The sequence below is a fragment of the Streptomyces sp. NPDC057616 genome (genome assembly GCF_042800575.1).
GTDB lineage: Bacteria > Actinomycetota > Actinomycetes > Streptomycetales > Streptomycetaceae > Streptomyces.
Genome location: NZ_JBHVGU010000015.1, coordinates 174,568 through 197,057, shown reverse-complemented (window position 1 = coordinate 197,057; position 22,490 = coordinate 174,568). Strand labels below are relative to the sequence as shown.

27 protein-coding genes and 1 pseudogene are annotated in these 22,490 nt (G+C 67.3%); 23 read left to right on the top strand and 5 right to left on the bottom strand.

From position 1 onward, the window contains the following. The first annotated feature begins 55 nt into the window (after positions 1-55). Both ACFU97_RS20880 and ACFU97_RS20875 read left to right on the top strand, forming a co-directional pair. The gene (locus ACFU97_RS20880; protein ID WP_384258472.1) at positions 56-496 is read left to right on the top strand and encodes a hypothetical protein; all 441 of its coding nucleotides are present in this window, start codon (positions 56-58) and stop codon (positions 494-496) included. A gap of 28 nt (positions 497-524) precedes the next feature. Next, positions 525-1,151: a TetR/AcrR family transcriptional regulator gene (locus tag ACFU97_RS20875; RefSeq protein WP_384258516.1), complete on the top strand. Its 627-nt coding sequence runs from the start codon at positions 525-527 to the stop codon at positions 1,149-1,151. Positions 1,152-1,199: 48 nt separating this feature from the next. Here the strand turns inward: ACFU97_RS20875 and ACFU97_RS20870 are convergent, their stop codons facing one another. After that, on the bottom strand, positions 1,200-1,592 hold the full coding sequence (locus tag ACFU97_RS20870) for a GNAT family N-acetyltransferase (protein WP_384258470.1): 393 nt from the start codon (positions 1,590-1,592) through the stop codon (positions 1,200-1,202). Positions 1,593-1,771: 179 nt separating this feature from the next. On the opposite strand from ACFU97_RS20870, the gene ACFU97_RS20865 reads away from it, so the two are divergent. The 5 genes from ACFU97_RS20865 (at position 1,772) to ACFU97_RS20845 (ending at position 5,616) form a co-directional block, all read left to right on the top strand. Then, positions 1,772-2,140: a GNAT family N-acetyltransferase gene (locus tag ACFU97_RS20865; RefSeq protein WP_384258467.1), complete on the top strand. Its 369-nt coding sequence runs from the start codon at positions 1,772-1,774 to the stop codon at positions 2,138-2,140. A 97-nt stretch (positions 2,141-2,237) separates the two neighbouring features. Then, the gene (locus ACFU97_RS20860; protein ID WP_384258465.1) at positions 2,238-2,543 is read left to right on the top strand and encodes a DUF427 domain-containing protein; all 306 of its coding nucleotides are present in this window, start codon (positions 2,238-2,240) and stop codon (positions 2,541-2,543) included. A 58-nt stretch (positions 2,544-2,601) separates the two neighbouring features. Continuing rightward, complete coding sequence (locus tag ACFU97_RS20855; protein ID WP_384258463.1) at positions 2,602-3,096, top strand: peroxiredoxin family protein; 495 nt, start codon at positions 2,602-2,604, stop codon at positions 3,094-3,096. 123 nt (positions 3,097-3,219) lie between these two features. Next, positions 3,220-4,584 (top strand): NAD(P)/FAD-dependent oxidoreductase, encoded by a 1,365-nt coding sequence (locus tag ACFU97_RS20850; RefSeq protein WP_384258460.1) that lies wholly within the window; start codon positions 3,220-3,222, stop codon positions 4,582-4,584. Between the two features lie 87 nt (positions 4,585-4,671). Continuing rightward, complete coding sequence (locus tag ACFU97_RS20845) at positions 4,672-5,616, top strand: NADP-dependent oxidoreductase (protein WP_384258458.1); 945 nt, start codon at positions 4,672-4,674, stop codon at positions 5,614-5,616. Positions 5,617-5,674: 58 nt separating this feature from the next. Here the strand turns inward: ACFU97_RS20845 and ACFU97_RS20840 are convergent, their stop codons facing one another. After that, complete coding sequence (locus ACFU97_RS20840) at positions 5,675-6,034, bottom strand: GNAT family N-acetyltransferase (protein WP_384258456.1); 360 nt, start codon at positions 6,032-6,034, stop codon at positions 5,675-5,677. Positions 6,035-6,045: 11 nt separating this feature from the next. Then, positions 6,046-6,639: a sigma-70 family RNA polymerase sigma factor gene (locus tag ACFU97_RS20835; RefSeq protein ID WP_384258454.1), complete on the bottom strand. Its 594-nt coding sequence runs from the start codon at positions 6,637-6,639 to the stop codon at positions 6,046-6,048. Between the two features lie 465 nt (positions 6,640-7,104). Between ACFU97_RS20835 and lpdA the strand changes: the two genes are divergently transcribed. From lpdA to ACFU97_RS20800, 7 genes are all read left to right on the top strand, one after another. Continuing rightward, on the top strand, positions 7,105-8,481 hold the full coding sequence (gene lpdA, locus ACFU97_RS20830; RefSeq protein WP_384258452.1) for a dihydrolipoyl dehydrogenase: 1,377 nt from the start codon (positions 7,105-7,107) through the stop codon (positions 8,479-8,481). Positions 8,482-8,895: 414 nt separating this feature from the next. Next, the gene (locus ACFU97_RS20825; RefSeq protein WP_384258450.1) at positions 8,896-9,093 is read left to right on the top strand and encodes a hypothetical protein; all 198 of its coding nucleotides are present in this window, start codon (positions 8,896-8,898) and stop codon (positions 9,091-9,093) included. 260 nt (positions 9,094-9,353) lie between these two features. Next, positions 9,354-9,854: a peptide-methionine (S)-S-oxide reductase MsrA gene (gene msrA / locus ACFU97_RS20820; RefSeq protein WP_384258448.1), complete on the top strand. Its 501-nt coding sequence runs from the start codon at positions 9,354-9,356 to the stop codon at positions 9,852-9,854. Positions 9,855-9,985: 131 nt separating this feature from the next. Beyond that, positions 9,986-10,456: a peptide-methionine (R)-S-oxide reductase MsrB gene (gene msrB / locus ACFU97_RS20815; protein WP_384258446.1), complete on the top strand. Its 471-nt coding sequence runs from the start codon at positions 9,986-9,988 to the stop codon at positions 10,454-10,456. Between the two features lie 92 nt (positions 10,457-10,548). Continuing rightward, positions 10,549-10,878: a hypothetical protein gene (locus ACFU97_RS20810; RefSeq protein ID WP_384258444.1), complete on the top strand. Its 330-nt coding sequence runs from the start codon at positions 10,549-10,551 to the stop codon at positions 10,876-10,878. 120 nt (positions 10,879-10,998) lie between these two features. Next, positions 10,999-12,078, top strand: coding sequence for a Dyp-type peroxidase (locus tag ACFU97_RS20805; RefSeq protein ID WP_384258514.1), 1,080 nt, complete (start codon positions 10,999-11,001; stop codon positions 12,076-12,078). Next, the gene (locus ACFU97_RS20800; protein ID WP_384258442.1) at positions 12,075-12,887 is read left to right on the top strand and encodes a family 1 encapsulin nanocompartment shell protein; all 813 of its coding nucleotides are present in this window, start codon (positions 12,075-12,077) and stop codon (positions 12,885-12,887) included. Before ACFU97_RS20805 ends, ACFU97_RS20800 begins: the two co-directional genes overlap by 4 nt. A gap of 115 nt (positions 12,888-13,002) precedes the next feature. On the opposite strand, the gene ACFU97_RS20795 is transcribed toward ACFU97_RS20800, so the two are convergent. Further along, complete coding sequence (locus tag ACFU97_RS20795) at positions 13,003-13,242, bottom strand: hypothetical protein (RefSeq protein WP_384258439.1); 240 nt, start codon at positions 13,240-13,242, stop codon at positions 13,003-13,005. A gap of 79 nt (positions 13,243-13,321) precedes the next feature. Beyond that, positions 13,322-13,966, bottom strand: a complete 645-nt coding sequence (locus ACFU97_RS20790; RefSeq protein ID WP_384258437.1) for an RraA family protein — start codon at positions 13,964-13,966, stop codon at positions 13,322-13,324. Between the two features lie 420 nt (positions 13,967-14,386). Here ACFU97_RS20790 and ACFU97_RS20785 point away from each other — a divergent pair, with 420 nt between their 5' ends. From ACFU97_RS20785 to trxA, 9 genes and pseudogenes are all read left to right on the top strand, one after another. Continuing rightward, positions 14,387-15,142, top strand: coding sequence for an HAD family hydrolase (locus ACFU97_RS20785; protein WP_384258435.1), 756 nt, complete (start codon positions 14,387-14,389; stop codon positions 15,140-15,142). Between the two features lie 94 nt (positions 15,143-15,236). After that, positions 15,237-15,899 (top strand): TetR/AcrR family transcriptional regulator, encoded by a 663-nt coding sequence (locus tag ACFU97_RS20780; RefSeq protein ID WP_384258433.1) that lies wholly within the window; start codon positions 15,237-15,239, stop codon positions 15,897-15,899. Between the two features lie 371 nt (positions 15,900-16,270). Continuing rightward, a complete protein-coding gene (locus tag ACFU97_RS20775) occupies positions 16,271-18,121 on the top strand; it encodes a BTAD domain-containing putative transcriptional regulator (protein WP_384258431.1) in 1,851 nt (616 codons plus the stop codon). Between the two features lie 267 nt (positions 18,122-18,388). Continuing rightward, positions 18,389-19,111: a hypothetical protein gene (locus ACFU97_RS20770; RefSeq protein ID WP_384258429.1), complete on the top strand. Its 723-nt coding sequence runs from the start codon at positions 18,389-18,391 to the stop codon at positions 19,109-19,111. Between the two features lie 33 nt (positions 19,112-19,144). After that, a pseudogene (locus ACFU97_RS20765) lies at positions 19,145-19,271 on the top strand (IS5/IS1182 family transposase); the annotation flags it as partial. Positions 19,272-19,423: 152 nt separating this feature from the next. Then, the gene (sigJ, locus tag ACFU97_RS20760; protein ID WP_384258426.1) at positions 19,424-20,314 is read left to right on the top strand and encodes an RNA polymerase sigma factor SigJ; all 891 of its coding nucleotides are present in this window, start codon (positions 19,424-19,426) and stop codon (positions 20,312-20,314) included. A gap of 199 nt (positions 20,315-20,513) precedes the next feature. Further along, positions 20,514-20,972 carry a carboxymuconolactone decarboxylase family protein gene (locus ACFU97_RS20755; protein ID WP_384258424.1) on the top strand — a complete coding sequence of 153 codons (459 nt, stop codon included), beginning with the start codon at positions 20,514-20,516 and terminating at the stop codon, positions 20,970-20,972. 150 nt (positions 20,973-21,122) lie between these two features. Then, positions 21,123-21,896, top strand: coding sequence for an SDR family NAD(P)-dependent oxidoreductase (locus tag ACFU97_RS20750; protein ID WP_384258422.1), 774 nt, complete (start codon positions 21,123-21,125; stop codon positions 21,894-21,896). 101 nt (positions 21,897-21,997) lie between these two features. Next, on the top strand, positions 21,998-22,327 hold the full coding sequence (trxA, locus tag ACFU97_RS20745; RefSeq protein ID WP_384258420.1) for a thioredoxin: 330 nt from the start codon (positions 21,998-22,000) through the stop codon (positions 22,325-22,327). Positions 22,328-22,490: the final 163 nt, after the last annotated feature.

The following is a 22,490-nucleotide window of genomic DNA, read 5'->3' as shown; positions in this document are numbered from 1 at the left end:
ATAGTCCAGTCACTGGCAGGGTGGGCCAGTGGTGCCGACCGGTTGGGAGGGAACGATGAGGACGCACAGCGCGGAAGTCCTGGCGCGCGAGAGTGCTGGTCTGGCCGTGGTCACTGACAGGGCGACGTTGGCGGACTGGCGCCGCCGGGTGATCGAGGAACTCATGACCCCGTCGTCGCCGTACGTGGTGGCTCTGAGCCAAACAGGTGACATACGCGCGCGAGCAGACTTCCTCGATCAGTGGCGCGAGCTCATCGCGGAGGCGGTTGACCGGTTGCTGGAGTCCGCTGCCCCAGGGGGCAGGCTCCGCACGTCGCACCGGACTCGACATGCCGATGTCGACGCCCAGAAGATGGCGGTGCTGATCCTCGCGGCGCTTCAGGGGGGCAGCACCTTGAGTCGGATTGCGCGAGATCCTCGGCCGCTCAACGCGGCGCTCGACCTCGCGCTCGTGCCCCTGATGGCAGCCACGGACGACTTCCTGAACGGGGAGTGAGGGGACCGATAAGTAACATGAACTCGTGATGACGACCGCTGATTCTCACAACGGCAGACGCCTGACGGCGCGCGGCGCGAAGACACGGGCAAGGATCGTCGCCGCAGCGGCCGACCTGATGTACGTCAAGGGAGTCGGCACCACCACGCTTGATGATGTGCTGGCGGCGAGCGGGGTGAGCAAGTCGCAGTTGTATCACCACTTCGAGGGCAAGGATGCGCTCGTGCGAGCTGTCGTCGACCACGTGGGGGAGCAGGTCATCGAACGCGAGCGCAGGTCCCTCGGTCGCGTCTCGACGATCCGGGGTCTGCGACGGTGGCGTGACGCCTTGGTGCAGAACAACGCCCTTCAGCATGGCGCCTACGGCTGTGCGCTCGGCTCGCTGGCCACCGAGGTCTCCGATCACGACGCGCTCGCACGCCGAGCCCTGTCGCAGTTGTTCACGGAATGGCAGGGGCTCCTGGCCGGCGTGCTGCGACGGATGCAGGACCGTGGCGTACTCCCGCCCACGGCGTCGACCGACCAGCTCGCGACCGGGCTCATGGCAGCCCTTCAGGGCGGCTACCTGCTGGCCCAGACGGCGCGCGACGTCACACCGATGGCAACTTCGATCGACATGGCGCTTGCGCACATCGAGAGCCTGTCTGCTGGTTGAGTTCCCGCAACCAAGTCACAAACAGGGACGGCGACTTCGGCCGGAGACTCAGCTCAGCTCATCGCTCGTCATGATTCTCGTGGTGGTGTCGCGTGCCGTGTAAGTGGCGATGAAGGCCGAACGGTTGATGTCGACGGAGTCCTTCCAGGCGGGGTGAGCCTGGACGTAGTCGGCGACGAAACCGCAGTAGATGCCGATCCTGGCCTGGCCTTGATTCCGGCTCAGGTCTTCCAGCGCGTGGCGAGCCAGGGCTGACGCGATGCCCCGGTGTCGTTGGTCCGGATCCACGTACGAGTGCGTGAGCGAGAAACGTCCGCCCGTGGTCTCGTAAGCCAGGGTGCCGACGACCTGGCCGTTACTCAGTGCCTCGTAGAGACGGGCGGTCTCGTTCTTGCGTACCTCAATGGCGGCCGGTGATGGCGCCATGTTCTCTTCTGGCATCGCTCGTCTCCAGTCGGTGGCCCTGGGCAACTCCGACCCAGGCATCGTTCGAACGGACTGTATAGTCCAATCTAGGATACCTATCCTGTGCTGTGCTGGTTGACATGCCTCGCAATTGGACCATGAAGTCCGAGGCGACGAGTCTCAGCGTGAGTGAAGGCAGGGAGAGGAGCGGCTCGATGAGCAGCGAGGAGCAGGTGCCGGTGACCGAGCGGCTGATCGACAACATCGAGCGAGGTCGCTTTGAGCTCTACCGTCACCATGACCTGGTCGGTTGGCTCTACTACACCCGCCTGAAGCCCAACCGGTACGCCCTTCGGCACACTGAGGTGGAGTCGAGCCATCATCACCAGGGGGTCGGGGGCACGCTGGTGGGGCGAGTCTTCGACGAGATCCGCTCCCGCGAGGGCACCGTCACCGCGATCTGCCCGTTTGTGGTCGACTACCTCTCGCGAACCACCACCTATGCCGATCTGGTCGACCCCCGGCACCCGGGCTACTCCGATCGCGCGGCCGCCGAGTCGGCGCTGGCGGAGGCCGGCGGCTGACAGCACCGAACACAGGTAAGAAGCCGAGCCCCAAGCGACACCAACCCTCTGCTCGAACGCGCAAGGGCCATCACGAGGGGAACGAGGGGAAAGACTCATGAAGGCACTGGTCGGCGAAACCGTCGTGGCGGAGGCTGCGAGCGAAGCGGTGGTTCGCATTGAGGGAAACACCTACTTCCCGCCGGACTCCGTCACGGCTGACGCGCTCCGCGAGAGCCCGACCCCCTACACCTGTCCCTGGAAGGGGAAGGCGCAGTATCACGACGTCGTGGCAGGCGGGACGGTGCTGAGGGACGGGGCTTGGTCCTACCCCAACATCAAGGAGTCGGCGGTGACCCGTGTCGGTCGCGACTTCAGCGGCTACGTCGCCTTCGACGCGCGCGAGGTCAGAATCGAGCACTGATGCATCTCGGCGCCAGCACCTCCGGCACATTGACATGCCTGGTCACCAAGGAGAATTCATGGGCCTGTTGAACTCCGGTGCGGAATTTCCCGCCCTGAAGGTCAGTACCGTCGGAGGCGGCACCCTCGACATCCGTGAGGAGCTCGCCGGCAGCTTCGGCGTCGTCCTCTTCTACCGCGGTTCGTGGTGCCCTTACTGCACCGCCCAACTAAGGGCCTTCCAAAGGGCGAGCGACCGATTCACGCAGGTGGGGATCAAGGTCGTCGCGCTCTCCGTCGACGACGAGGCCACGACGAAGGAGCTTGTGGAGAAGCACAAGCTCACCTTTCCCGTGGCGCACAGCGCGGACGCTTACGCGATCGCCGAGGCGACCGGTGCCTTCGTCAACGACGAGCCGGTGCACCTGCAGTCCACGGGCTTCGTCCTGGCTCCCAACGGCACCGTCATCACCGCCGTCTACTCCACCGGGGCGATCGGTCGACTCGTGCCGGAGGACGTCCTCGGCCTGGTCTCCTACCTCAAGGAACACACGGGCGAGGGGCACATGGGCTGATCGCGCGGGCTCGGAGCGTCAGCCGGTTCACTCACGGCGGCGGGACGCCGTCAGGTGCCTGACGGCCTCGCACTGGACTCCGTGCCGGCCCTACCCGGTGTGGACCTACGAGCGGAGAACATCATGCGGGAGATCGTGATCGTCGGTGGAGGCTATGCGGGCTTCTACACTGCCTGGCGCCTCGAGAAATCGCTCCGAAGGAGCGAGGCACGGGTCACGGTCATCGACCCACGCCCGTACATGACCTACCAACCCTTCCTGCCCGAGGTGACGGCGGGATCCGTCGAGGCACGTCACGCCGCCGTGTCGTTGCGGCGCCATCTGCGTCGTACCCGGCTGATCGCGGGTTCGGTGACCGAGATCCGCCATGCCGGCCGGACCGTCACCGTGCGGCTCGCGAACGGCGCCGACCAACTGCTGCGCTACGACGTCCTCGTGGTCACCGCCGGCGCTGTCACCCGCACGTTCCCCGTACCCGGTGTTGCGGAGCAAGCGATCGGCCTGAAGCACGTGGAGGAGGCGGTCGCCATTCGCGACCGACTGATGACCGCGTTCGACCAGGCCGGGTCGCTGCCCCCAGGACCCGAGCGGCGCAAGCTGCTCACCGTCACATTCGTGGGCGGAGGGTTCTCCGGTGTCGAGGGCTTCGGCGAGCTGCTGTCGCTCGCGACCGCGATGCTCAAGTCCTACCCCGAGCTGAGCATCGATGATCTGCAGTTCCACCTGGTCGAGGCACAGGGCCGCATTCTCCCCGAGGTGGGGAACAAGGCCGGAGCCTGGGTGGTGGACTCCCTGGAACGGCGTGGCGCACGCGTGCATCTGAACACCCAGCTCGTGTCCGCCGAGCACGGACACGTCGTCCTCTCCGACGGAGAGGAGTTCGACTCGGCGCTCATCGTCTGGACGGCCGGCAACGCCTCCAACCCGGTTGTGCACAACCACACGGATCTACCGGTCGATGAGCGCGGCCTCCTCATGGTCCGCCCCGATCTGCGCGTGGGCACCGCCAGCGAAGCCGTGCCCGGCGTGTGGGCGGCCGGAGACGACGCGGCCGTACCCGACCTGGCCTCCCCTGCGCCGGGGGCCTACACGGTGCCGAACGCCCAGCACGCCGTACGGCAGGCCAAACGTCTCGCGAAGAACATCGTGGTGAGCCTGCGGGGAGGCAGCATCCGGAACTACCGCCACAGCAGTCTCGGCGTGGTGGCGACGCTGGGACTGGGACGGGGCATCTTCCAGTACAAACGCATCGTGATCAAGGGGTTTCCGGCTTGGCTGATGCACCGCGGCTATCACGTCCTGGCCGTGCCCACCTGGGAGCGAAAGATCCGCGTTCTTTCGGTCTGGCTCACGGCGGCGCTGTTCGGCAGGGACCTGGTCTCGCTGCTCTCCGTGCAGCATCCGCGGAAAGCCTTCGTCAATGGCGGTGAACCGGACCGTTCCGACACGAGCCAGGCGCACCCCAGCCTTCGCGCCGGGCGGCAGTAGGCTCGGCGCCGCCGAACAACAGGGCGTGGTTGGCCGGGGTGGCGGGCTGGGACACCGGACCATGGACGGGAACATGAGGGGTGCCGGATGAAGGCCATCGTGGTGACGGACCGGGCCGCGGGAACGGCCGGAATGAAGCTGGTGGAGCGCCCAGAGCCGCAGACGTCGAGGCTCGCCAGCCTCGAGGGCGCGAACTACGGCGATGTCGTCGTTCAGGTGCACGCGTCGGGATTCACCTGGGATGAGCTGGAGTGGCCTTCGACCTGGATCGATCGCCTCGGCCGTGACCGGACGCCTTCGATCCCTGGACACGAGGTGGCCGGAGTGGTCACCGCCCTCAGCTATGGAACGGCGGGACTGTCGGTGGGCCAGCGGGTGTTCGGCCTCACGGACTGGACTCGCGACGGCACACTGGCGGAGTACGTCGTCGTCGAGGCACGTAACCTCGCGCCGCTGCCGGGGGACGTCGACTTCACGACCGGCGCGGCCATGGTGATGCCGGGCCTGACCGCGTGGCAGGGTCTGTTCGAGCACGGCCGCCTCCACGCCGGGCAGAGCGTCCTCGTACACGGTGCGGCCGGCGCAGTCGGATCGATGGCAAGCCAGCTCGCGCGAGAGGCCGGCGCCTACGTCATCGGCACCGGGCGGGCCGCCGGCCGTCAGACGGCGCTCGACTTCGGCGCGCAGGAGTTCGTCGACCTCGAAAAGGACACGCTGGAAGACGTCGGCGGGGTCGATCTGGTCTTCGATGTCTTCGGCGGGGACCTCGGGAAGCGGTCCGTGAGTGTGGTGCGAGCCGGAGGAACACTGGTGACGATCGCCGGCCCGCCGGAGGTCCGGCCCGCCAACGGCCTCGCGATCGACTTCGTGGTAGAGCCGAGTCGCGCCCAACTGGGCGAGATTGTGCAGCGGGTACGGGACGGTCGGCTGCGGACCCACGTCGGCAGCGTGGCGACCCTTGACGACGCCGTCGCCGCCTTCAACCCGACCGAGCGGGTCAAAGGAAAGACGATCATCCGCGTTCGTCCGTGACAAATCGCGTGCGCGCAAGTTCGCGACGTTCGGTCCGTCACCCTGCAGCTGCCGGAGGTCAGGCCGCGGGCCCCCCACCGAAGCCGAGGACCCAGATGCCCGGGTGGCTGGGATCAATGACGTCCGCGTACTTGACGCTCCGCGTCATGAACTGAGCGACGGCAGGACAGTGGACCGTGGCCTTCTGCTGTCTCTCGCGCAGGTCGTCGAGGACCACCTGAATGAGGATCTGGGACAACCCCCGCCCACGACAGGTCTCGTCGACCTCGGTGTGGCCCAGGACCCGTCGCTGCTCGACGACACGGTACGACAGCGTTCCCACCCGCGCTCCGTCCACGTAGAGCGCATATTGATGGTTCTCCGGTTCGTCGACGACCCGGACACGCTTCGCGCTGTCGTCGAACAACACCTCGGCCATGACATCTCCGTTCACTTCCCGTTTTGAGACAGCAGCAGGCTGCGCAGTTGCTTCCGGCCCCGGTGGATGCGGGACATGACCGTGCCCACGGGGGTTCCCATGAAGTCCGCGATCTCCCGGTAACTGAATCCCTCGACGTCCGCCAAGTACACGGCCGTCCGGCGAACCGGTGGGACCATGCTGAGGGCCGCCTTGAGGTCGGGGCTGGGCATGTGCGCCAAGGCGGCGGATTCTGCGGAGCCGAACGCCATGCGGCCGTATGCGTCATGGTGGGGCAGTTGCTGTTCCTCGGCATCCGCTACGAGGTATTGGCGCGGCCGGCGCTGCTCCTTCCGGTACGTGTTGATGTACTGGTTCACAAGGATTCTCCGCATCCACGCGCCGAAATTCGTTCCGGGGCGGTATTGATCGAACGACGCGTACGCCCGCGTGTAGGCGTCCTGCACGAGGTCCTCCGCATCGGCCGGGTTGCGCGCCATCCTCCGGGCGGCGGCAAGCAGGGATCCTCGATGTGCCAGCGCGTCCTGCTCGAACCGGGCGCGGCGTTCCGTACAGCTTTCGTTCTGACCCCCAGGTGAGGGGAGTTGAGGGGGAGGCGTCGCCACTGGCCCCTCCTCTCTGCGTCTGGCTGATACGTCAGCCGTTGATGCGTATCGGCGTGTCGGACGCCGATCGCCGTCTGTTGCGGCATTACCGGGTTGGCGGCCCCGTTCGGGTCGGTTCTTACTGGCCGGCGGCTCGGCGTCACCGAGGGTGGTGTGCAAGCAGCGGCACCGGCAGGGGGTCTGGTGGCGTTCCGCGACGGCGAGTAGACGCAGAATCGATCCTGATGGGTCTTTGTTGAAGCCAGGCGGTGCGAGGGTGTGCGCATCGCTCGGGCCGAGATGTGTCGGAGCCACGACCCGCGGGTTTCTCACCGGCGGTACGGCAGGACGGCGCCTGCTTTCCGTGCTTCGCGGACGGCGTCTTTCCAGGGGGCATCACGGTTGCGCGTCGTCGCACCGGGCCGTGAAACCTCGTAGGCGGGGCTTCTCCATGCAAACAGACAACGTGAAAGGCAGGGGCCCCTCATGACGGAAGCCTCCGACAGCTTCGATCTTGTAGTGCTCGGTGGTGGCAGCGCGGGGTACGCGGCCGCATTGCGCGGTGCCCAACTCGGCCTGCGCACGGCCATGGTCGAGAAGTACAAGCTGGGGGGCACCTGTCTGCACAACGGGTGCATCCCCACCAAGGCCCTGCTGCACGCGGGCGAGATCGCCGACCGGACCCGCGACGCCGAGTTGTTCGGGGTCAGGGCCTCCTTCGAAAGCATCGACATGGCGTCCGTGCAGCGCTACAAGGACGACACGGTCGCCGGACTCTGCCGAGGTCTGACCGGCCTGGTGAAGGCACGCGACATCACCTATATCGAGGGTGAGGGCAGGCTGTCGTCGCCGACCTCGGTCGACGTGAACGGCCGCCGCGTCGAGGGCCGCCACGTGCTGCTCGCGACCGGTTCGGTGCCGAAGTCGCTGCCGGGCCTGGAGATCGACGGCAACCGGATCATCTCCTCGGACCACGCCCTCGTCCTGGACCGTGTGCCGAAGTCCGCGATCATCCTGGGCGGCGGCGTCATCGGCGTCGAGTTCGCCTCCGCCTGGAAGTCCTTCGGCGCGGACGTCACCGTCATCGAGGGCCTCAAGCACCTCGTCCCGGTCGAGGACGAGAACTCTTCGAAGCTTCTTGAGCGCGCGTTCCGCAAGCGCGGCATCAAGTTCAACCTGGGCACCTTCTTCCAGAAGGCCGAGTACACCCAGGACGGCATCAAGGTCACCCTCGCCGACGGCAAGGAGTTCGAGGCCGAGTACCTGCTGGTCGCCGTCGGCCGCGGCCCGGTCTCGCAGGGCCTGGGCTACGAGGAGCAGGGCGTCGCGATGGACCGCGGCTACGTCCTGGTCGACGAGTACATGCGCACCAACGTGCCCACCATCTCCGCCGTCGGTGACCTCGTCCCCACGCTCCAGCTCGCGCACGTCGGCTTCGCCGAGGGCATCCTGGTGGCGGAGCGTCTGGCCGGCCTGAAGACCGTCCCGATCGACTACGACGGCGTCCCGCGGGTGACCTACTGCCACCCCGAGGTCGCCTCCGTCGGCATCACCGAGGCCAAGGCCAAGGAGATCTACGGTGCGGACAAGGTCGTCGCTCTGAAGTACAACCTCGCGGGCAACGGCAAGAGCAAGATCCTGAACACCGCGGGCGAGATCAAGCTCGTCCAGGTCAAGGACGGTGCCGTGGTCGGCGTCCACATGGTCGGTGACCGGATGGGCGAGCAGGTCGGCGAAGCCCAGCTGATCTACAACTGGGAGGCGCTGCCCGCCGAGGTCGCACAGCTCATCCACGCCTACCCGACGCAGAACGAGGCGATGGGCGAGGCCCACCTGGCGCTGGCCGGCAAGCCGCTGCATTAGCAGGACCGACAGCTCCACGGGGGCATCGATCCTGCATAGATGAGCTGTAGATCAACGCCGCAATAGCATTTGCGGAGGAACAACTCGCTGACGCGGCCCGGCGCGCCAACTCCCTATGCCAGATGCATTGGTTGCAACGAGAACCAGCCTGAGTCGGCTGGGTCTGTGTTCTTGCCCGGACGGAAATTCGGAGGACATCGTGAGCAGTGTTGACTCAACAGTGCAACGGGATGCTCGAGAAGCCCTTTTCGAGGCCATCGCGTCTCAGGCCCGACAGCAGGCGGAGCACAAGGATCACGGGGCGGTCGCAGCGGCCTTGAAGGACCTGGCAGAGGCGTACGCCTGGGCTGCGAACCAGCACGAGAGCACCGGCAATCAGTGAAGATTGCCACCCATTCAAACGCAGGAGGAATGATGTCTGAAGGCACTGGCGACGATGAGTGGGGTCCGCACACACCGGATGCGGTTCTCCACACGGGAACGGAAGAGCTGCCCGACCCGGAAGACGTAGTACTGGCATCCGGCCACGACGTCACACCGGAGAGGCTTGAACGGGCACGCCGTCTTCTCGAGGAAGAGGGCGCTGCCGGTGTGGAGAAGTTGCTCCCCTGAAAGAGCACCGCTGCGGCGTCCGGAGCAATGCAGGCAATCGGAGCCACCGCACCCGGTTGACGAACGTCATCTCAGCAAAGAGACGTAAGGAATCCGCGGGCCTTGCAGCTAACCACCGTGGGCGCTGCACGGCCGCTGTCACGGTGCCCAGGCCTGAGGTCACCATGTCGGACGGACCACGGCCAGGGTCGAAGAGCACGATCCACGCGCTCTGACCCGTCGGCTCGAGACGGCGGAATTCACAGGAGGGCGGCACGGCAATGGCACAAGAGAAGGCGATTCTGGCGGGCGGATGCTTCTGGGGCATGCAGGAGCTCTTTCGGGCCCTGGACGGCGTGGCCTCGACGCGTGTCGGCTATACGGGGGGCGAAACGGCGAACCCGACGTACCGCAACCACGGCAGCCACGCGGAGGCCATCGAAATCACCTACGACCCCGCCCGGACCGACTACCGGGCTCTGCTCGAGTTCTTCTTCCAGGTGCACGACCCCACCACGCTGAACCGGCAGGGCAACGACGTCGGCCTCAGCTACCGGTCGGCCATCTTCTATCTCGGTGAGGAACAGCGGCGCATCGCCGAGGCCACGATCGCCGAGGTGGATGCTTCGGGCCTGTGGCCGGGGAAGGTCGTCACAGAGGTGATGCAGGCCGGCGCCTTCTGGGAGGCCGAACCTGAGCACCAGGACTATTTGCAGCGCTATCCGAACGGGTACACCTGCCACCGCATCCGCCCGGAGTGGCGGCTGCCCAAGGCGTCGTAGTCGGCCTCGTGGCTGCTGATCCCGGCAACCTTGTCGTTCCACTCCGGCTCTTGCCGCGAAGTAAGGGAGCGGCGGCACATGACGCGAAATCCCAGAAGGGCTGATGCAGCCACGCCACTTGGGAGGCAGCCATGCCGGAATACACCAAGAGTCCTGAACGCCTCGCGCAACTCACAGAAGTGCAGTACCGCGTGACCCAGCAGGACGAGACGGAACCCTCCTTCGCCAACGCCCTCTGGGACAACAAGGCCCCCGGCATCTATGTGGACATCGTGTCGGGAGAGCCCCTGTTCTCCTCCGTGGACAAGTACGACAGCCGCACAGGGTGGCCCAGCTTCACCAAACCCCTGGAGTCCGGTCACGTCGTCGAACGGCCCGACACCAGCCACGGAATGGTCCGAGTCGAAGTCCGGTCGGTGAACGGAGACAGCCACCTCGGGCATCTGTTCCCTGACGGACCCAGTGACAGGGGCGGCCTGCGGTACTGCATCAACTCGGCCTCCCTGCGCTTCATCCCCGTCGGGGAACTGGAGAAGGAGGGCTACGGCCAGTACCTGAGCATGTTCCAGATGCCGGACGGGAGCGCCGCCGAAGCAGAGTGAGTGGCCGGGCAGGCGCTCCGAGAGTGGCTGCACGGCCACCACGCCTCGCCCATCTCGTAAAACCCCGCTTGGGCCCATGGGAGGTCCCCGAAGTGAACAAGAAGCTCAACGGCGTATCAGCCGAAGACGGCGCACCCGTACCGGCCGAGGAGATTCCCGCCGCTCTCACCGCAGGCCGTCTCGTCTACACCGACGGAGCGACGCAGACCTTCGACGCCGACGGCACCACCCGCTACGTCGAGGGCGGACGGGAGACCGAGGGCACGTGGTCCGTCGACGACACCGGCCACTTCTGCTCGTTCTGGCCGCCGTCCTATCGGGCCTCCTACGACCTGCGCTGGATGGTGGAGGGGGGAGAGGCTGTCGGCCTCCGGTTCTCGGATCTGCGAAGCGGAAGCCACTTCGAGGGCCGATACCGGTGAACGGTGGAGACGTTGCTGGAGGAAGCGCGGGATCTCCACCAGAGTCCGTGGCGGCCGCGCACACGCGCCGCGCACAGGGCCGGCAGCGAGTGTCGGCAACTGTCGGAAGAGGGAGGGCACATGGCCGATGAGTCGTCGGCACCGACGCCGCAGACGGTTCTGTGCCCTCTCACCAGCGCGGCGATCTTCCTCGTCGTCACGATCGACCCCGGCGGGGAAGCGGTGACCCGCGAGGTACTGTCCGACCTCAACTCCCTGCAACGGTCCGTGGGCTTCCGCGCCGAACCCGAGGGCAGGCTCAGCTGCGTCACCGGTATCGGCTCAGAGGCGTGGGACCGGTTGTTCGCCGGCCCCCGTCCGGTGGACCTGCATCCGTTCCGTGAGCTGAACGGCCGGGTGCACCGAGCGGTGTCGACACCGGGCGACCTGCTCTTCCACATCCGCGCCGCACGCCTCGACCTGTGCTTTGCCCTCGCCTCGGAGATCATGAGCCGGCTGGGTAAAGCGGTGACCGTTCGCGATGAAGTGCATGGCTTCCAGTACTTCGACAAGCGTGATCTGCTCGGCTTCGTCGACGGCACGGAGAACCCGACAGGCGCGACCGCGAGCGCCGCCGTACTTATCGGGGACGAGGACTGCGAGTTCGCCGGCGGGAGTTACGTGATCGTGCAGAAGTACGTGCACGACCTTGTCGCCTGGAACGCGTTGCCCGTCGAGGCGCAGGAGAGGATCGTCGGCAGGACGAAGCTGTCGGACATCGAACTGGACGACAGCACCAAGCCGGCCGACTCACATGTCGCCCTCACCACCATCACCGGTGCCGACGGCACTGAACGCGAGATCCTCCGGGACAACATGCCCTTCGGAACCGTCGGGCGCGGCGAGTTCGGCACGTACTTCATCGGCTATGCCCGTACCCCGGCGGTGACCGAGGCGATGCTGGAGCGGATGTTCCTGGGCACGCAGGACGCTGCGCACGACCGGATCCTGGACTTCTCCACCCCTGTCACGGGATGCCTCTTCCACGTGCCCACGGCGGACTTCCTGGACGACCTGCCCGCACTGCCCACACCACCCGGCGCGCGATCGGGGGCCCTGGGCGCCGATCTCCACGTCGTAGTCGCACAACCCGAGAGTCAACCCCGTTCTTCCGACACCTCATTGAGGATCGGCAGCATGAAGCGGAGCGCGTCCCGATGAACAATCTGCACCGTGAACTTGCTCCCCTCTCCGCTGCCGCGTGGAGGGATCTGGAGGACGAGGCTCGCCGCACTTTCCAAACGCACGCCGCAGCACGGCGCATTGTCGATGTCCCCGAGCCGGGCGGAGTCGAGTTGGGAGGTGTGGCGACGGGGCACGTCGACAGTGTGGAGACCCCTGCCGATGACGTCGTCGCTCACGTGCGCCGTTTCCAGCCGTTGGTCGAGCTGCGAGTCCCGTTCATCGTCGACCGCCGCCAGGTCGACGATGTCGCGCGCGGGGCCAAGGACGCCGACTGGCAACCCGCCAAGGACGCTGCCCGGAGGCTTGCACACGTGGAGGACCGGGCCGTCTTCGAAGGATACGCGGCCGCCGGCATCGCCGGTCTGCGGAACAGCTCCTCCAACTCACCGGTGAAGCTGCCCGCCGACGTCCGCGACTACCCGGACGCGATCAGCCAGGCGGTCTCCGCGCTGCGGCTGGCAGGCGTCGACGGCCCGTACTCTCTTGCGCTGAGCGCCGAGGCGTACACGGCGGTCAGTGAGACCTCCGACCACGGATACCCGATTATCAAGCACATCGCCAGGTTGCTCGACGGGGACATCGTCTGGGCGCCCGCCATCGACGGCGCCTTCCTGCTCTCAACTCGCGGTGGCGACTTCGAGATGCGCATTGGCCAGGACGTGTCGATCGGCTACCTCTCGCACGATGCGACCACTGTCACCCTGTACTTGGAGGAGACCCTCACCTTTCTGGTGCACACGAGCGAGGCGGTCGCAGCCCTCGTGTCGCAGCCGACCGGCACATGACGGGGTGAAACGCCGGTCGGCCGCAGCCGGTGACAGCCACCGCCAGGGCCCGGCCAGGACATGCCAGAGCCCGGCAGTGCTCCGGTCACTCCTGCGGGTGTTCGGTGAGTCCCGGTCACTCCTGCGGATGTTCGGAAAGTCCCGGCCATTCGTCCGGCCCACCTCCCTGCCACTCGATGTGTTCACTCTCCTCGACGTCGATCTGATCGAGGTCGGCAAGTCGGAGAATCTCGACGACGTCGTCCAGATGGGAGGCGACTCCCAGGATCAGGTCACCCTCGGTGACCCGGCGGGAGCCGTCCAGCGCCGGGGTGTGCACCACGATGTGCGGAAACCGCTGCGATGTCTGCGTCATGACCAACCTCGTTGTCTCTGAAGCGCTTGGAATGGGACCCGTCTGCGCAGCCCGCCGAGCATGCGGCCCTGCGTGCACCTCATCCGCCCGGCTGCGCGTTCTCGAACCTGATGAGTCCGGCTGCCTCGGCCTCCTCGGCTGCGATGTCCTCGGCGATGGCGAGGACCCGATGCAGGCTCGCTGAAGGGATCACCACGCCGCCGGCGCTGTCCATGTGGACGTAGTCGCCGGGGTTCACGCACACACCGCAGACCTCGACGGCCACTCCGTACGCGAAGGGCATGATCGTGTCGCCGCCCCAGCGGACCGCTTCTCCCGTGCACCAGGTGGCGAAGCTGTACCCGCGCAGCTGGTCGAAGTCCCGCAGCCGGCCGTCGGCCAGGACGCCGGCTAGGCCGGCGCTGTCCGCCCTGGCCAGCTTGGTGCCCCCGCTGTGCGACACCTCGGGATGGCCGCCGCTGGAGAGCACGAGCACTTGGCCCGCGGCGGGCTTCTGCCCGAGTGCTCCGTAGAAGTAGTGCTTGAAGTCGCGGACCGTTCCCGCCAGGTCGTCACGGAAGGGCAGATAGGAAATGGTGGCCGCGGGCCCGAAGAGAGGGCGAAGTGGGTCGGGGCTCGACATGGCGGGAATGTGGGCCCGGTGGCCGTGGACACGGCCCACGGCGTCGACGAGCGTGGCACATCCCAGGCGGGCAGCCCTTGCGGCCAAGGCGTCGTCCTCCATCGGCTTCCTTTCGAAGGGCCACCGGCCCCGACCGGTGGGGGAGTTGAGCACGAACCTGTGGTGCAGCAGTCCAACAACGTCCGAGCACATGGCTCACAGCGCACAGCACCCAGTCCCGTGCCGGTGCGGCACTTGTGTCAGCGCCCTTCTACAGCATGTTCTTACCGACCGGTCTCAGAACCGGTCGGCGTCGGCCGCAGTGACGCTGGGACGTGAGCAGCCAGTACCTCTACGGCCCGTCTACTTCGCGTCGATCGGTCGAGCCCAGCCAGGCGTGAGGCGCCGACAACGGCCAGCAGACGGAGCTGTAGACGTCGGTTCGTGGATCCGGCGTCCACTGCACGTCTACGGGTGTTCCGCGGCGGCGCCACGGCGGACAACACTGGCCGCCCTAAGGGCACTTGAGAGAAGGACGACTCTGTGACGCTTGGTCTGCCTGCCGTGATACGGGCCTGTCTCTTCGACCTCGACGGCGTGATCACCGACACGACCTCACTGCACGCCGCCGCGTGGAAGGAGGCGTTCGACACGTTGCTGCAGCAGCACGAGGGCGAGAGGTTTCGCCCGTTTGCCGCTGACACCGGACACGACGAGCTCGTCGACGGCCGGCCGAGCGTCGAAGATGTGCGGTGCTTCCTGTCTTCGCGCGGGATCGAACGGCCCGACGGCAGCCCTGACGACCCTCCGGGCCCGGACACCGTGTACGGCCTCGTCCGCTGGAAGAACAGCCTGTTCGAGGCCAGGGCCGGATCGCAGGGGGTCCAGGTGTGTCAGGACACCATGGCCTATCTCATGGCGGCCCGTGACAGCGGGCTGCTCACCGCAGTGGTCACCTCCAGCGCCAACTGCCGCGAGATCCTGAGGGCGGCGCGCATGGAGACGCTGTTCGACGCGTGGATCGACGGCGTGGTGGCCGCGAGTCGGAACCTGCGCGGCAAGCCCCACCCCGACACCTTCCTGGCAGCTGCCCGCGATCTGGGCCAGCACCCTGCACAGTGCGCGGTCTTCGAGAACGCGCAGGCAGGCATGGACGCCGGACGATCGGGTCACTTCGGGTGGGTGGTCGGCGTCGCCAGGACAGGTCGCGCCGGCGCGTTGTACGCGCACGGCGCCGATGTGGTCGTCAAGGACCTGGGAGACCTGACCGGCACTCCTGATCCACGCCCCCGGCCGTGATCGGCCACCCCCTCCTGAAACCGCAGGGAATCAAAAAAGGACCTTGAGGTCCTTTCTGGAACATGCTACGGTCCGCAGCGGTAATCTGGCCAATGTGGCGGAACAGGCACCCGACAAGAACAGCTCCCGGCTGACCGAGCGCGGGCGGGCGACTCGAGAGCGCATCTTGAGGGCCGCCGGCGACATGATGTACGTCAAGGGCGTCTCCCTGACGACCCTCGACGACGTCAGGGCTGCCAGCGGAACGAGCAAGTCCCAGCTCTACCGCCACTACCCTGACAAGGATGCGCTGGTGCGGGACGTTGTCGCGTTGCAGGCCGCGGAAGTACTCGATCGTCACCAGCAGCTCCTGCGACGGCTCAATTCCTTCCGCGGGCTGGAGCGCTGGCGGGATGCGGTGGTGGAGCGCAACGCGCTCCGCAACGGGGCCTACGGCTGCCCCCTCGGCTCCCTGGCCAGCGAACTGGCCGATCAGGACGAAGAGGCCCGGAAGGCCATCGCCCAGCACTTCGCCACCTGGGAGGGGCTCCTCGAGACCGGACTGGTGCGGATGAAGGACTCGGGAGTCCTCCGCGCCGATGCAGACGCCAAGGAGCTCGCCACCGGTCTCATGGCAGCTCTTCAGGGCGGGTACCTCCTCGCGCAGACCGCTCAGGACGTCACACCCATGAAGATCGCCCTCGACATGGCGATCGCCCACGTCAGGACCTATGCCATGCCCGAAGAAGACGACGATGCGGACACGTCTGAAGGGTAAGTGGCAGGGCGCTGAGCGTCCGGGGGACGGGCGAGGCGGGAGCGGCAGTCCCGGTGCGGTGACACGGATGGTCGCGCCATAGCCAGTCCCTTCATCTGCTGGACTTTGCCGTCCTCCCGGCGGGGGTCCGGGGTGCGCCCTGGGTGTGCCGGTGTCGGCGAACGCGTTCGTCCGCATGTCTCACCTTTCACAGGCGCATCAGCCGTCACCGAAACGCGTCGGCACCCTGCACGAAAGACGCACAGCTTCGACAAGTAGAGGACTATTTAGTCCTGAAAATTGGACGAACCTGGGGTACGTTGGGGGACGGCGGTCCCTTGTGGACGGCCGAGCGGCGAAGCCTCACAAGGATCCCCAGGGCGGTAGGCACGATGTATGTGGGAGTCCAGTTCTCAGTTCTCGGCCCGGTCCGGCTACACAGGCAGGGGGTCGAGGCCGGAGCTGGTCAGCCTAGGCAGTGCGCAGTACTCGCTTCGCTGTTGCTCAGAGCCGGCCGGCCTGTCAGCCTCTCGAAACTGGTGGAGGACGTGTGGGGGGACGAAGCCCCACCGTCGGCCATAGGCTCCGTGCGCACCTACATCTACCGACTCAGACAGGCACTGGGAGAGCAGAGCGACAGCTCCGTGCACCTGGTCGACGGGGGCTATCGACTGCACATCCAACCGGACGCTCTGGACCTGAACAGGTTCAAGGAGACTGCGGCCAAGGCGCGAGAGGCGCGCAGCACCGGCGACCTGGCGTCCGCGACGAGCCTGCTGACCAAGGGCCTCGAGATGTGGAAGGGAGTGGCCCTCGCCGGTGTCCCGGGGCCGTTCGCGGACCAGCAGCGCAGCGTCCTCGGCGAGCTGCGTCTCGCCTGTGCCGAGGAGCAGCTCGCGTGCGAGGTCGAGCGAGGGCGTTACGCCGAAGCCGCGGCGGAACTGTCGGCCCTGCTTGTCGAGCACCCGCTTCGAGAGCGCGTATGCGGCCTCCTCATGACGGCGCTCTACGGTGCCGGCCGGCAGTCCGAGGCTCTGACGATCTTCCACACGACCAGTCACCTGCTGCGTCAACGCCTCGGTGTCAGCCCGTCGCCGGAACTGCAGCAGGTCCACGAGCGCATCCTGTCCGGGCGACTCGAGCTCGCGCAATCCACCGACCTCCCGAAGAGCGCGCCGCGCGCACCCTCACCACACGCTCCGGCCCAGCTCCCGGCCGCCCTGCCGAGCCTCGTCGGACGCGAGAGGGAGCAGGAGCAGGTCGAGCGGTTGGTTGCCGATGCGGAAGCGTCGTCCTCTGTGGCCATCTGCACGATCGGCGGACTGGCCGGCGTCGGCAAGACAGCCTTCGCCACGACTGTGGCCCACCGTCTGGCGGACCGCTTCCCGGACGGACAGCTCTTTGCCGACCTGCAGGGAGCCGGACCGGAGGTCGAGCCGCGGGACCCCGCGCACGTGCTCGAGGACTTCCTGCAGTCCTTGGGAGTGCGCCCCGAGGACATGCCCGAGACGACGCAGGCACGAGGACTCATGTTCCGCGGCCTGCTGGCCAACCGTCGCGTGCTCGTCCTGCTCGACAACGTATGGAACACGGACCAGGTCAAACACCTCCTCCCCGGAGGGCCCGGCTCCATGGCCCTCGTCACCAGTCGTATGCAACTGCACGCGCTCGTCGCGGCCTATCAGGCGCTTCCCCTGACGCTCATGCCCCTGAGCCAGGCGGACGCACGCAGCCTGCTGGCCCGTCGGCTGGGCGCGGCGAGGACGGCAGCCGAACCAGAGGCCGTCGACCGCATCGTCCAGCTGGCCGGGCAGCTCCCGCTGGCGCTGGCCAACGTCGCCGCCCGCGCCGCCTACCGACCGCAGCTGCGGCTGGCGAGCCTGGCCGACGAGTACGAGGCGCCGGAACACAGAACCCTTGACGCGTTCGCGAGCGAGGAGGACCAGGCGCTCGACGTCCGCGCGTCCCTGACTCGCTCGTACCGCCTGCTCGACACGGAGACGGCCGCGCTCTTCCGCGACCTAAGCGCCTGCCCGGACCCCCTGTTCGCGGCATCGCAGGTCGCGGACCTGGCCGGGCGACCCGAGTGCCGGGTCCGCAAGGTCCTGTCGCGCCTCATACGGGCGCACCTCGTCTCGGAGGTCGGCCCGGGCCGGTACAGCTGGAACCGTCTCGTGGCGGCGTACGCGGCGGAGCAGGCGCGGAACGGGCCCCTTGACCAGGGCGAACTGACAGGCTGGTAGCACGAGCAGGCACCGTCACCATGCGTCCCAGCCATCCTGCGGATCCCAGGCTTCCTGCGGATCCCAGGCATCTTGCGGAGACGAGGCCGCCGCCGGCGGCCGGAACCTAAGGGCTGTCCCGCAGATGGCCTCCGAGCGGGCGACCGGTCCCTCTGTGGTGTCGGTGAGAGGGACAGGTGCTGCACTGCCGCTCCGGCCGAATGGCTGGTGTATCCCCTGATGGGCGCGCCGGGTGCCGTGTGCGATGAGGTGGGCCAGACTGCTGGCATGCCCGCAGACGAGGCTCAGACCCCTCCAGGCTCACTGCTCCAGGTGATCGACAACCTCGCGAAGTTCCATCGGGAGCATGAGCAGTACTACTCACAGGCTCCGCTACGGCAGGCCGCGGAGCTCCAGGCCCGGTCTCGGGCGCTGAAGGCGCTGGCCGACTGGTGGAGCAACGTGGAAGCCGGTGAGCGGACCTCGGCGATCGCGTTCGCCGGCACGGAGGACCTCAATGCTCCAGGGCTCGTGGCGGAGTCGGGGATCCTCTTCATGGAAGGGGAGGACGAGCCCGCCGAACTCGGGAGACTGAAGAGGGAAGTCGGCACGCTGGCCGAAGAGACCGAGCAGGGCGGCGCCTGGCTGACCCGGGCCATGGAGCAGGCGTGGGAAATCGCCGGAAGCCTGGCCGCCTACCCGGCGCTGGCCGACCTGCTCGGGGAGCGGCACCGGATCATCGCCAATGACTGGCAGTCGGCGGGCCTGCAGGCTCTGGTCGCGCGGCTGCTGCGCCGTGCCCTTGAGCTGTTGGCCCGGGTCGACTTCTCTCCGTCGGCGCTCCGAGCCGATCTGCGAGGCGAGCGGATAGCACCCTCTTACCTGTATTCGGCTTCTGAACTGTTCGACAGGGCATCTGATCTGCTGACTGAGTCGGCGATGCTCGTCCATGAGAACGAGAGGCGCTGGCGCATGTTCCGTGCCAGGGTCCGCGCATTGCAGTCCGAGTAGGCCGCGGCCACGGAGTGATCCCATCGCGCGAGCCACCCCATCGCCGAGCGGCCGAAGAACTACCGGTACTCGACCAGCCACCAGGTCGTCATCGACGCCGACAGCCGTCTCGTCGTTGCGTCGGCCGCCGCTGCCCGGCAACCGCGACTATGGGAGAGCGCCGAGCTCCCGTGACGGACCGGACTTCGGTGTCGTCGTTCACCGGCGTACGCTTCCACGCGCTTGAAGTCGTCACGCGGTGGTGCTGTCGTCGAAGACCTCGAGTTCGGATGGCTACGCCGGATCCGCCGGCTGGAGGAGGCTGCGATCTTGATGGGCGACGGGCACGGGCCTGGGCGGTCCGAGCAGGAGGACGTGCTCGGAGCCGAATGGGAGAGGCACCGGCCCGCGGTGTTCGGCGTCGCCTACCGGCTGCTGGGGAGCGTGGCCGATGCCGAGGACGTGACCCAGGATGTGTGGCTGCGGGCGGCCGGAGCAGATCTGCGGGACATCGGCGATCTACGGGCCTGGCTGGTGACGGTGGCCGCGCGGCGGTCGTACGACATCCTCAAGAGCGCCCGTTTCCGCCGGGAGTCCTACGTCGGACCGTGGCTCCCGGAACCGCTGCTGACGGGGCCGGACGCGTCGCAGCCGGTACTCGTCGACGAATCGGTCACGTCGGCGATGCTCCTGATCATGGAGGAGCTGTCCCCACCGGAACGGGTGGCCTTCGTCCTGCATGACGTCTTCGGCCTCGAATTCGGCAAGATCGCCGAAGTCCTGGACGTCTCCGTGCCCGGTGCCCGGCAGCTCGCCTCGCGGGCACGCCGGCGGGTGGTCAAAGCGAAGCAGTCAACCCCACAGGCATCGAAAGCCGAGCGCGAACGCGTCCTCACGGTCTTCCGCGCCGCCTACGAAGCCGGAGACCTGGCCGGCCTGGTCAGACTCCTGCACCCGGAGGCCGTCTACGTCACCGACGGCGGCGGCCAAGTGTCCGCGGCGCGCAAGCTCATCCACGGCGGCGAGCGCGTCGCCGAGGTCATGGTGCGTGTGGGGCGCCAGCGGCAGCCGGACCGCATCGACCTCGTCGAAATCGGCGGTGAGCTCGCCCTGGTGTTCCACCGCGAAGGCCGCGTCTTCTCCGTGGACACGGTCCAGATCGCAGGCGGTCTGATCACCGCGTACCGCCGGGTCATGAATCCCGAAAAACTCGCACGCGTCTGAGCTGTCACACCCGGAGGGGTTGCGTCGTCTCCCTGGTGGGACAGAAGAACGGGCGACGAAGGATTTGGAGTGAACTCCGCGGGTGCACGCGCCGTGCGCCCGCGTCGCCTCTTCCCGCCCGTGCCAGAGCACGCACGACCGGCCACCACGGCGCGCCCGAAGCGCGCAGGGCAGGCCACACGAACGAATTCGAGGAACAATGACCGACTCCCCACGCGTCAACATCGGCAAGCAGCACCCGGCTGCCTACAAGGCCCTCATCGCCCTGTCGTCGGAGGCGGAAGTGGCCGTCGCCGCAGCGGGTCTCGACCCGCTCCTGGTCGAGCTGCTGAGGATCCGCACCTCCCAGATCAACGGCTGTGCCTTCTGCCTGCGCATGCACACCCGCGACGCCCTCAAGAAGGGCGAGAACCCCGACCGGATCGCCGTGCTGCCCGCATGGGAGGAGACGGGCTACTTCTCCGAGACCGACCGCGCCGCTCTCCGCCTGACCGAGGCGATCACCTGCGTGCCGGACGGACACGTCAGCGACGAGGACTATGACGCCGCCGCGGCCGTACTCACCGCAGACCAGATCTCCGCCATCGCCTGGCTCGCAACCGTGATGAACGCCTTCAACCGCGTCGCCATCACCAGCAGGTATCCCGTCGGCCCCTGACCTTCATCCGACCCAGGGGGAAGGAAACCCCCGCACGGCCCGGTGTGGATGGCGTTGTAGAGGCCTTGTAGAGCTGTTGTAGACCCTGCCGTGGAAGCGTCGCATCACAGCAAGGAGTGTTCGTTCACCATCCAATGGAGTGTGATTCCCGTGGCCACGGACTTCGAAGGCAGGAAACTGGTCGTGATCGGCGGCGCCAGCGGCATGGGCCGCCAGACCGCCGAGAACGTGATCGCCGGAGGCGGCAGCGCGGTGATCGTCGGCCGCGCGGGCCAGAAGCTCGACGACGCGGTGGCCGCGCTGTCCCGCTCCGGCAGCGCCTGGTCGATCGAGGCCGACCTGGCCGACCAGGACCAGGTCGTCGAGGCGCAGAAGCAGCTGGCGGAGGACCACCCCGACGCCACGCTCCTCGTCAACGCCGCGGGATTCTTCAAGCCCAAGCCTTTCCTCGACTACGAGGTCGCGGACTACGACGCCTACCACGACCTCAACCGGGCGTCCTTCTTCCTGACCCAGACCATCGTCCGGGGCATGGTCGCCTACGGCCAGGGCGGCGCCATCGTGAACGTGGGCAGCATGTGGGCGCACCAGGCCCTCGCCGTGACGCCGTCGTCGGCCTACTCGATGGCCAAGGCGGGCCTGCACGCCCTCACCCACAACCTGGCCATCGAGCTCGCCGGCGAGGGTATCCGGGTGAACGCCGTGGCTCCGGCCGTGACCAGGACGCCGCTGTTCGAGAAGGTCTTCCCCGCGGACCAACTGGACGCTGCGATGGAGCAGTTGAGCGGCCTGCACCCGCTCGGCCGGGTCGGCACCCCCCAGGACCTGGCGTCGGCGATCGTCTTCCTCCTCTCGGACGCCTCGAGCTGGACCACGGGAGCCATCCTCAACGTCGACGGCGGGGTCATGGCCGGCCGCAACTAGAAGCAGCCTCACGCCCCGCCCGGCACAGCCACCTGACCACTGCGCCGGGCGGGGCCGTCCCAAGGCATCGATCCATGCCGACAGCGCACGAAGGAGCCCGCATGGCAGGCAGTCTGAAAAGCGTGACCGACGAGACCTTCGCAGGCGAGGTACTCACGAGCGGCAAGCCGGTGCTCGTCGATTTCTGGGCCGAGTGGTGCGGTCCGTGCCGCCTGGTGGCGCCGGTCCTCGAGGCGCTCGCCGCCGAGCACGGCGACAAGATCACGATCGTCCAGCTGAACGTCGATGAAAACCCGCTCACCGCCGAACAGTACGACGTCAGGTCCATCCCCACGCTCAACGTCTACCGGGACGGCAAGGTCGTCAAGACGGTCATCGGAGCCAGGCCCAAGCCGGTTCTGGAACGCGAGCTGCAGGATTTCCTGAGGTGAGTGGGTTCTGAAGGTGTGCGTCCGTCCGTCTCGGGGGGGGGGGGAACCCGGTGGTGTGGGGGACGAAAAGGGGGGGGAAGGGGGTGGGGGGGACCCCCCCGCCCCCACACACCCCCCCTCCTTTTCTTCTTTTTGTGGCTTTTCAAGAGGTCGCGATGTTCTC